The sequence below is a fragment of the Oleiphilus sp. HI0043 genome (assembly GCF_001634935.1).
In genome coordinates this window covers 1-951 of sequence record NZ_LWEY01000022.1, presented here as the reverse complement: position 1 = coordinate 951, position 951 = coordinate 1, and the positions used below count along the sequence as shown (strand labels likewise).

Genomic DNA, 951 nt, shown 5'->3' with positions numbered 1-951 from the left:
CATGAAGAACACAAAACCATTCACCCGGTTACCTTGAAGCTAAAACTTACAGCCGGTGCACTGACCTTGGAGCATGCGATTGACGATATTATGAAAGGCTTGGAATCGAAGCGTTTTTACATCATTCCAGGCAAGCTCGCCCGGATGACCTATTGGATGAACAGACTGATTCCCGTAAAGCTAGTTAATTTCTATATTGATTCGATTGTCAGAAACGTATTGAAACAACAAAAATAATAGGCAGGCCGCAATGAAGAAAGTATTTATTACCGGCGCAAAAGGTTTTATCGCACAAAGTCTGGCGCGTTGCCTAAATAAAAAAGGTATCGAGACCTGTGGGATTGATCTAAGTGCCAATCAGGAACAAAACATCATACAAGCTGATTTATTTGAGCCAGAGAGATGGCGAGACATGCTAGCTGGTTGTGACACCCTCATTCACACGGCTGCAGTGGTCTCTAATGCTGCAACAGAAGAGGAAACCTGGCGCGTTAATGTGTTGGGTACGCAGACTGTATTAGATGAAGCGGCAAAGTGTGATAACAAAAAGCGCTTTCTGCACTTTTCCTCCGTTGCCGCGTTGGGCTTAAGTCACACCGGAGCAATGGATGAAAATACTGCCTTGAGGGCTTGCGGTCAGAAATATTCAGACTCCAAACTGGCTAGTGAACATTTGGTTCTGAACTACAACAATGCAGGAAAAGTGGATGCCACCATTATCCGCCCTGCAGATGTTTACGGTCCGGGCTCCCGACCCTGGACCGTGACGCCAATTGACATGATGAAGCAAAAGAAATTCATCGCCCCGAAAGAAGGTATGTTCGGCCCAGTGTATATTGATGACTTGGTTGAGGGCTGTTATTTGGCACTGAACTCAGACAAGGCAATCGGACAGATTTATATCCTATCAGGCATGGGGCAGGTGAGTAATCAGGAGTATTTTTCTTTTTT

At 45.2% G+C, this 951-nt stretch carries 2 protein-coding genes; both read left to right on the top strand.

The window, feature by feature from the left end; genetic code table 11:
* On the top strand, positions 1 to 237 hold a 237-nt coding region (locus A3729_RS32005; protein ID WP_197475461.1), incomplete at its 5' end, for a hypothetical protein.
* A 13-nt stretch (positions 238 to 250) separates the two neighbouring features.
* Positions 251 to 951, top strand: a 701-nt coding sequence (locus A3729_RS00855) for an NAD(P)-dependent oxidoreductase (protein WP_068632978.1), incomplete at its 3' end; no start/stop codon positions are given.